We start from the raw sequence: 8,882 nt of genomic DNA, 5'->3' as shown, positions 1-8,882 counted from the left end.
GATTGTTTATTAGTAGAATTTATTTATAATAAATACTAAACGTACTACCGCCTGCAGCATTAGCTTGATGGGTAAGTTGCCAGCCCATATGCGTTATGATGCGCTGAACAATACTTAGACCTAACCCTGTGCCATCAACCTTATAGCTCGTATAATCTTTTGACGAGAACTTATCAGTTAATTGCCCATCATTTTTCTTTTGCTCTAAACGCTCAAACCTTTCATAGAGTAGAGGCATCATCGCTTCAGGAATACCCAAGCCAGTATCGGTAACGGTGATTTTTTTATCGTCAATAATAATAACTACCTCACCCTCATCCGTGTATTGAAAGGCATTCTTTATTAAGTTGCCTAGTGCCATTTTTAGTAATTCAGGTCGTACGTAGGCAAAATACTCTTGTTCAGCGACTACTGCATAAGTCACAGTCTTATACCGTAGCAAATACTTTAAGCGTTCCACTTCATTGTTAGCAATGCTATTGATAGAGGTTTGCGGAGCGTCCAGTTTTTCAGGAGCACGCGAGAGTAGTAATAACGCGCTGATAATCTCAGAGGTCTCTTTAGCTGTAGTACTAATACGATTAGTAAACTCGCTCAAACGGCTATCGCCTTCTAATTGAGAAGCCAGTACTTCTGATGCACCCATAATAATCGTCAAAGGCGTGCGCAGCTCGTGGCTAACATCTCCAGTAAATAGCTGCTCACGTTTGAGATACTGCTCAAGCTTATGATTCTTCTCATCAATAGCGCGTGCTAATACGCCAACCTCGGAGGGCAAATGGGTCAATTCGGTTAAGTTTTGATGATCGGTTTCTACTGCTTTTTTTAAGTCTAATAAAGGTTTAGTAATTTGCCTAGAGGATAGCTGAGAAAATATTGCGGCAATTAGTAAGCTTAAAATAACGGCAACTCTTAAGGCATTGGCAAAGATGTCTTCTAGGTGTTCAAAAATGGCAAGGACAGGGTAGTTCCCCATTACCATCTCAGTGTCTTCTAAATAGGTTAAAACATAGCGTTGTTTATTTTGCTGATAGATGAAGAAATGTAGATTAGTTCTAACATTGCCATCTTTGGTGGGCACGGTTACGGGCATCTCTTGCACTGTCTCGGTTGCCAAAGCTTTTAAATTATCAGGTGCATGATTATAGCGATAAATTTTTATGCCCAGATCTGCAGTGTAGACAGGCTGATCGCCATCCTTTTCTTGACTAAGCTCTAGCTGTTGCAGTAAGCGAGCTTTGACCAACTCTTGCTCCATCCTTGTCTCAGCGTACATAAAAATACTGACGAAAGCAGCGCAAAGTAATATGGCAAATAAAAAATATGACAGTCGAAATTTATTAGCGATAGAGTCGAGGCTGAACATGGCATTTACTTCATAGTATAAGGTAGTAGAAAGAGGATAGGAGGTATAACTAGGACGACTCTTAATCAGATTGAGTCTGTAAATCGTACTAAGATATTCTACACTTTATCGGGATCAACAATTTGATAACCCACTCCAGGCATCGTCATTATCATAGGTCTGGCAAATGGCTTGTCGACTTGTACGCGCACACTATGCATATGAGTCCGTAGCGCATCGCTACTTGGAATATCCTCACCCCATACCTTTTCCTCAAGCTCACTTTTACTGACGACTCGTGGCGACGCATTCATTAATGTTTCTAAAATTTTAAACCCTGTTGGTGTCAGTTTTAGTGATGTACCTTCTCGTCTAATCGTGTGCTCATTAGCATTTAAGGATAATGGTCCGACAGCTAAGCTGTGCTCAAAATGCTCATCTTGGTGTCGACGGATAAGCGCTTTAATCCGTGATTCTAATTCAATGAGTGAGAAGGGTTTGACCAGATAATCATCAGCGCCACTATCGAAGCCTGCGACTTTATCCAAAATCGTATCACGAGCCGTCAGCATCAATACAGGGGTTTTATTATGTAGCTCTTCTCTCAGTTTTTTACATAGCTTGGTGCCGTCCATACCCGGCAGCATGACATCTAATAAAATAACGTCATAGCGATTATTTGCAGCGAGTGTTAAGCCGCTAATGCCATTATGAGCGTTGTCCAGCTCAAAACCTTTTGGTTCAAAAAAGGCATAAATATTGGCGACGATATCGGGATTGTCTTCGATGATGAGTATCTTGTACATAGTGGTCTCGTGCATAAATGCTAGCAGGGCTTATGATAAAGGTCTTAATGGGTAGATTTAAAGAAGGTTGGCGCTGCTGCTACCTCATCGGTAGTAATACCAAAAAAGTTAAGTAAAGTTGGGGTGATAAAGTCATGTGATACGGGCTGATCAATCATACTAACGAGACTACTTTTATCAATATTATTACTATTAGGTGACCAAATAATGACAGGCACCTGCTTTTGCGCATCAGGTGCGATAGCGTAGGGCATGCCATGCAAGTAAATATTATTCTCGCCTAAACTTTCGCCATGATCGCTAATATATACCATTATGACATCATAGTCCTGCTCATACTTTTTGAGCGTATTAATCACGTTATTTAAGAAGTAATCAGTATAACGAATGGCATTGTCATAAGCGTTGATGACGGATTGATCATCGCATTTAGAGAGCTCATTAGTCATGCATACAGGTTTGTACTCTTCAAATTCCTTAGGATAACGTTTGTAATAAGCGGGACCATGATTGCCCATTTGATGCAATAAAATAAGCGTATCTTTGGCAGGTGCATCTGACTTAATTAAAGTATCAAAACCGTCAAGCATACCGATATCATGACACTCCTCATCACAATTTGGATTGACATCAGCCGTCTTATAATCTTCAAAAGTTACTCGATCCGCGACCCCTTTAGAGCTCGAATTATTGTCGCGCCAAATAACATTGACGCCTTGCTTATTTAGTGTGTCTAATACGTTCTCATTATAGTCTGCCATATTATTGTCATAACTCTCTCGATTAGAGTAGCTAAACATACAGGGAACGGAGTAAGCAGTAGAGGTGCCACATGAGGTGGCATTTTTAAAGCTATAGACATCTGGTTGGCTAGTCAGCAGAGGCATAGTGTCGCGCTCATAGCCATTAAGACCGATATGATCAGCACGTACTGTTTCACCAACGACAAATACCATGAGTTTAGGCTTTGCTGCGTTAGTTCCAGCAGTAGGAGTTATACGTTTGGCATCTGTCGCATGCAGGGTCAATGTATCAGGACGACGAAGTTTCTCAACATAATCGGTACCTAATTTGATAACCGAGTAGATAGGAGTAATAGGGTTTGCGTAACTGCGGACTATCTTATGCTGACGGAAAAAGGTGGCGTATTGATCGCCAAAAGACAGTAGGCAGACAGCTATTAAGGCGATAGATGAGGTTAAGGTTAACGCTTTTTGCCATAGCGCTCGACGTATAGGTACTCTTTTTATGCGGATTTTAGCAATAATAACTGCGGGTATAATGCCTAGTATAAAGACTCTTGTAAAAAAACTTAGCGACATCAACCCCATCGCTTCACCTTGATCGGTTTGTATACTATTGATCAGCATATTAGTATCGAAAATAGTGCCATAAGCGTCAGTAAAATAGCCACATACGGCCGCTATCATTACCATAGCGATGAGCACTGGTTTAGCAATAGGACGATAGCAAAATAATTGGATGAGTAGCCACATTAAGCCGAACAATAAGCCTGCGATAGAAACTATGAAGCCAACGTTATTACCAAAAGGGTAAATGCTAAGCACTTGCGCGAAAAAACCAAAATTTGCAGTAGTGACTAAATAGAGCGCAACGATAATAATCAGATAGTTAAGATTAATTTCATGATTAAAAATGCTGTTTAGATAGCTTTTTTTGGTAGGAGCTTTGGTGATTTCAGTGCTAAGTGCTTGAGAGGTTGACATAACTAGGCTTCTCAACAGGATGGTAAGGAGTTTGATTCCTTACGATAACAAGAGGCCTGTTAAGAAGACGTTAAGATATTTGGGTTGAGTAATGCTTTAAGAAGATAATATATTCTTAAAAATAAATAGTTAGATAATAAGCTTAAGGATGCATATTGCCTCTACTTTAGCTGGTTAGTCGACGCCTAATAAACCAACTAATTATAATTACTATAGCAATCGATAAAAAAATCTTTGAGTAGGGTGCTAACGCAGTCTCTATAACCTCGTAGTTTTTGCCGAAGTGGTAACCTGCAAGCGTCAGTACAGTTGTCCAAACACTAGAACCCAAAGCAGTCAATACTAAAAAAGATAAAAGTGGCATTTTGTTCATACCCCCATATCAACAACATCACCTAAGAAAATTAGACTTCATAATCTAGCCTTATACACTATATGAATAATAGCATTCAGAGCCTTTCGACTTATCAGAGGGCGTTCAAAACTCTGTGTCAACTAAATTAAAGGCACATCACCGAATCTAATCGACCAGGGAAATAGATAGACAGCTGCATCATCGTCTGTCCCCAATTACGAATCGGCATCGTCCACTTGGCAGAGGCATTTAACATACCAACATACAACAATTTGAGCAAGCTGGTTTCATTCGGGAAAGCGCCTTTGGTTTTAGTAAGTTTACGAAACTGACGATGTACCGCTTCCACCGCATTGGTGGTATAAATAGGCTTTCTGACTGCTTCAGGATACTTAAAATAGGCAGATAGTAAAACCCCGATATCACTCATGCCACCTAAGAATTTTGTAAAACTGACGAAACCCTGCTGAGCGTTTACTGTTATAGCCTAGCAGGGTTTTTTCTGCTAAATCGCACTAGGCGCATATCACTCTATTCTATGAATACTGATAATGCGATACCCTAAAAAAGGACAGAATAGTCACCTGATAAGTAAGGAAAATATAACGATTCATATGATTTAAATATTGCCTTTGTGATCTACCAGCAATAGCGCTAATCTTTTTAAACTTGGATTGGTAAACCTTTAGAAGGTTTCAGTCAATCGTCATTACTACCAACTCAAAATATCGTATAACCTAGAAAAAAAATTACTAGGTAATCTATTATACTTATCCTAATTATAATAAATAATGAGCGAATGAATATGACAGCGACTTTGAGTGATGAGGATAAACCTCTTATTGAAACAATAGCGCACGCCTGCGCCATTACTTTTCAAGGTAATGCTAGCAATAACCTCCAACAAGACGCATTTTTCTTTTTAGACCATTGGTATCAAGAAGATTTAGGGGTGATGGCAGTGACATCAGTACAAGCGCCATTTTGTCTTGCCGTATCGGATGGCGTTGCCAGCTCTAACCAGTCACAGCACTGCTCAAAGGCATTGGTCAAAGCAATTAGAGCGCTATGGGATGATAATCAAGTAAACGTCCATAATATGACATCAGATCGTATATATACGCAATTAAGTCAAACTAAGCATACGCCTAAACGCTATGGCGCTGCGGCAACCCTTGCAATGATCATCGGCACGCTAAACGATGATAAGTCGATAAATATAGATATAACTCATGTCGGCGATAGCCGTGTATATTTGCTTGGCAAAGATATGAATGAATGGCAGTGCTTAACTCGTGATCATAATTTGCTAAACGAGCTGGTAGATGAGCAAGCGAAAGATGAAGATCGCCAAGTAGAGTTTACGGAGTACAATCGCACAGGTATGGCAGGCAGCTTATATAGCATTACTGAATGCTTTGCGCTAGCAGTAGATAGTGATGATCCGAGCAGCGAGCCACCTAAAAGTATAAGGCAAAACATCACGGTACAATCAGGCAATAGTCTCGTCATCTGTAGCGATGGTATTCATGATTTAGTACCCAGTAGTGAATGGGCTCTTATTAAGAGCCAAACAGTTTTGCAGGGTTGGCTACAGATGCTTTGGCATCAAGTGTATGACTCAGATGGCAATGCTTATGACAATGGTACTGCGATTGTAGTGCGGTTTGGTTAACTTCTTTTATGACTGTTCACTTTTAAGATGACAGTTTGATAAATTCGATAATCTATAGAGTAGCCAATATGCCCACACACCCAATTGCCAGCTATAACAAATCCGCACGTCTGTTTATGCTATATCAGCGCTTGCCACGTAGTAAAGAAAAGGCAATATCACTCACAGAGCTAATGAGTGTTTATGACGATAATCCTGAACACTACGCAAACGAGCGTAAAAATCTAGAGAACGATTTGAGTAGTCTCAATCAAATATTTAATGACATCTTTCACAGCGATGCTTTAATGCGTCTGCCAGCTTGGGGACAGAATATTAGCGGACAAACGGCAAGGTTTTATATTGAGCCAAACTTTAGTATCGATGTCATTAATGAGCAAACGGTATTTTTTTGGCAGATGCTGGCCAACTATACTGCAAATTATCTGCCGGCCTCTTTTAAGCAAAGTATTAGCGATAAGTTGAACCAGTTAGATCGTCAAGATAAGACCAGCTTCAATCAAAGCAAGCTGGGGCAGTGGCAAGATCATCTCATTACCCTGTCGAGTATCGTACAAGCACCAAAGCTTGATAGTGGGGTGCTGGCTAGCATCCATCAGGCGTTATTACAAAACCGTCAACTGCAAATCAGCTATCAAAAAAAATGGGACGATAGCGTGAGTGAAAAACGAATCTATCCGCGTGGTTTGGTCTTTATCGATAACATGATGTACCTGACTGGCTTTTATCCGGTAGAGGATCATATTGATGACAATGTCTTGTTGAAGGCGCACCGTAACTTTGCAGTCAATCGCATTACCGAGGCAGTAGTCATAGACAGGCTAATACCTGACTGGGTAGGGCGTGACGTTTTTACATTAGAAAGTTTGCAGAAGCTAGGTAAGCTAGAGTTTGGTAAAAATATTGAAATCAATTTGGTTTTAAAAGTACAGAAATATGCCTGTCAGCACCTCTATGAGCGGCCGTTATCATCTACTCAAACGATTACGGTTATCGATGACACTTGGAATGAAGTGCGCGCAACGGTTACTAATACGCAGCGCTTGCAAGATTGGTTAGTGAGCATGTCGCAATTGGCAGTGGTGATTGAGCCTGCTCAGTTAAAAGCGGTTATTTTAAAGCGTCTAGAAAGTGGGATGAAGTTATATACAAAATAGTTGATCAAGAGTTTTACCAAAATCACTCAAACACAAATATATTTTTTAATTTAATCAAGGAGCTAGAATGACCACACCTAACTTATTTAAATTTGCCACCTCTGAATTATCACAAGACGCTTTTATCTGTTGGCTTCTTTCTTGGGCAGACCAAGACTATCAGACAGGAAACGATAAGCATAGAGCGCTAAACAGATTAGCAACCAGTGTATTGGCGTTATTCTTTAAAAAAGCGGGTAACTCGCTACCGAGTCGTATTGATAAAATAGTAGTGAAGCGTCAAGCGAATAACATTGATGTCCTTTGTATCATAAACGACACTTACTGCGTATTAATTGAAGATAAAGTAGGCAGTTTGCAGCATTCAGATCAATTGATTCGATACAAGCAGTTTATGCTCAATGGACACGCTCAAACCTTTACAGAGGATAAAATCATTCCTATTTATTTACAAACGCATGATCAAAGCAACTACAAAGCTGTGTTAAAGGACGGCTTTTATCCAGTAACTAGACGAGATTTATTAGACCTCTTTAATAGTGAACGAAATGCGGCACTGCAAGAGAGTGATATATATAGCGATTATCATAACCATCTGCAGTCTATTGAAGAAGCGGTGCAAAGCTTTAAGTCAAAGCCTGTCAACGAATGGAAAAAACGCGCTTGGATTGGCTTTTTTCAATATTTACAGTCTTACTTAGGAGAAGGCAATTGGGGTTATGTTGCTAATCCTTCGGGCGGCTTTATGGGCTTTTGGGGTTTGGGTCATAGAGTAGAAAATAATATAGATATTTACTTGCAAATCGAGCAAGAGAAAATCTGCTTTAAAGTATCTGTTCCTAATAAAGAAAGTCGTAGCAAGGTTAGGAATGAGCTTTATAAATTGTTTAAGACAGAAGCTGCTGATTTTGATTTAAAAGTGACTAAGCCAAAGCGCTTTGGTTCAGGTCGGCATATGACCTTTGCTATACTAGACACAGATATCTTTGAGAGTGAAAACTCAATAGATCTATGGCAAGTTGATAAGCTAATGGATGAAGTGCAAAAATTCATTAATCATGTAGTAAATCAGTATAAAAATAAAAACGATTGGTAATTGTAATGTCATAACACCTAGAGTAACAGAAGGTCTAATCATGAAATATCAGCTCGACAAATCGCAAATAAATGATTTACCTTGTGCAGCCTTATACCGACCAAACATAGACTATTTTCCGCCAGCGATTATTGCTTGTTTTATCATTAGTGATGGTTGGGATGTGCAGGCACTGCTAGAGCTAAAAGGGAAAGCAGGGGCTGATATTTTAGTAGGCTTACAAACAGATGACCATAAGTATGAACGCTTAGATATTATAGAGGGGATTGTTAGATGTCAGCCTGATGAAGTAAATGATGTCATTGCACTGCTAGATGCAAAGTCTGCAAGTACTATCATCGGTATAGATGTAGCAGACGTTATAAGCTTGTTTGAGTGTGGTTATTCGTTTCAGTTTGTTCAAGCCAGTGCTACAGGTGAGTCTGAATTCCATATGATAAAAACAGCTACATATAAGATGATTGGTCTACTTACTAACGCTCGTAATACTAAAGGGGTACTTATTGGGACGCAGAGCGTGCAAAGTCTGCCACTGGAAGCCTTTGCTTATATATCAGATGCTATTGAGGGGTTATTGTCTAATGATAATGCATTTACTTATCTCAGCTCAAGTATGACTGATGAGCCTAATTGTTTTCGTTTAAAGGCGGTTTATGGAGCCTTTCCCAAACTTTGTGTAACTGCTTATAATCCACTAACAGGAGAATAAGCAATGACTAAC

At 39.7% G+C, this 8,882-nt stretch carries 7 protein-coding genes and 1 pseudogene; 4 read left to right on the top strand and 4 right to left on the bottom strand.

Features of this window, described 5'->3' with window-relative positions; all coding sequences use genetic code 11:
• Positions 1-19: 19 nt before the first annotated feature.
• From ACT3SX_RS11915 to ACT3SX_RS11900, 4 genes and pseudogenes are all read right to left on the bottom strand, one after another.
• Complete coding sequence (locus tag ACT3SX_RS11915) at positions 20-1,366, bottom strand: sensor histidine kinase (protein WP_192520669.1); 1,347 nt, start codon at positions 1,364-1,366, stop codon at positions 20-22.
• 98 nt (positions 1,367-1,464) lie between these two features.
• Positions 1,465-2,151, bottom strand: a complete 687-nt coding sequence (locus ACT3SX_RS11910; protein ID WP_025651489.1) for a response regulator transcription factor — start codon at positions 2,149-2,151, stop codon at positions 1,465-1,467.
• A 44-nt stretch (positions 2,152-2,195) separates the two neighbouring features.
• Complete coding sequence (locus ACT3SX_RS11905) at positions 2,196-3,878, bottom strand: phosphoethanolamine transferase (protein WP_192520670.1); 1,683 nt, start codon at positions 3,876-3,878, stop codon at positions 2,196-2,198.
• A gap of 500 nt (positions 3,879-4,378) precedes the next feature.
• Positions 4,379-4,645: pseudogene (locus tag ACT3SX_RS11900) on the bottom strand (transposase); the annotation flags it as partial.
• A 393-nt stretch (positions 4,646-5,038) separates the two neighbouring features.
• On the opposite strand from ACT3SX_RS11900, the gene ACT3SX_RS11895 reads away from it, so the two are divergent.
• The 4 genes from ACT3SX_RS11895 to ACT3SX_RS11880 all read left to right on the top strand — a co-directional run bounded on the left by ACT3SX_RS11895 (position 5,039) and on the right by ACT3SX_RS11880 (position 8,870).
• Complete coding sequence (locus ACT3SX_RS11895; protein ID WP_444518696.1) at positions 5,039-5,908, top strand: PP2C family protein-serine/threonine phosphatase; 870 nt, start codon at positions 5,039-5,041, stop codon at positions 5,906-5,908.
• Positions 5,909-5,976: 68 nt separating this feature from the next.
• Positions 5,977-7,065 (top strand): helix-turn-helix transcriptional regulator, encoded by a 1,089-nt coding sequence (locus tag ACT3SX_RS11890; RefSeq protein WP_443517242.1) that lies wholly within the window; start codon positions 5,977-5,979, stop codon positions 7,063-7,065.
• A gap of 67 nt (positions 7,066-7,132) precedes the next feature.
• Positions 7,133-8,161 (top strand): PD-(D/E)XK nuclease family protein, encoded by a 1,029-nt coding sequence (locus tag ACT3SX_RS11885; RefSeq protein WP_444518695.1) that lies wholly within the window; start codon positions 7,133-7,135, stop codon positions 8,159-8,161.
• Positions 8,162-8,201: 40 nt separating this feature from the next.
• Positions 8,202-8,870: a hypothetical protein gene (locus tag ACT3SX_RS11880; protein ID WP_444761755.1), complete on the top strand. Its 669-nt coding sequence runs from the start codon at positions 8,202-8,204 to the stop codon at positions 8,868-8,870.
• Positions 8,871-8,882 lie beyond the last annotated feature (12 nt).

This window comes from Psychrobacter sp. AOP31-B2-9 (genome assembly GCF_052378005.1).
GTDB lineage: Bacteria > Pseudomonadota > Gammaproteobacteria > Pseudomonadales > Moraxellaceae > Psychrobacter.
The sequence above is the reverse complement of the archived record's forward strand: the minus strand, read 5'-3'. Positions and strand labels throughout refer to the sequence as shown.

Coding starts and splice junctions, on each gene's coding strand:
- ACT3SX_RS11915 (WP_192520669.1), bottom strand. CDS start 1,366: ATGTTCAGCCTCGACTCTATCGCTAATAAATTTCGACTGTCATATTTT.
- ACT3SX_RS11910 (WP_025651489.1), bottom strand. CDS start 2,151: ATGTACAAGATACTCATCATCGAAGACAATCCCGATATCGTCGCCAAT.
- ACT3SX_RS11905 (WP_192520670.1), bottom strand. CDS start 3,878: ATGTCAACCTCTCAAGCACTTAGCACTGAAATCACCAAAGCTCCTACC.
- ACT3SX_RS11895 (WP_444518696.1), top strand. CDS start 5,039: ATGACAGCGACTTTGAGTGATGAGGATAAACCTCTTATTGAAACAATA.
- ACT3SX_RS11890 (WP_443517242.1), top strand. CDS start 5,977: ATGCCCACACACCCAATTGCCAGCTATAACAAATCCGCACGTCTGTTT.
- ACT3SX_RS11885 (WP_444518695.1), top strand. CDS start 7,133: ATGACCACACCTAACTTATTTAAATTTGCCACCTCTGAATTATCACAA.
- ACT3SX_RS11880 (WP_444761755.1), top strand. CDS start 8,202: ATGAAATATCAGCTCGACAAATCGCAAATAAATGATTTACCTTGTGCA.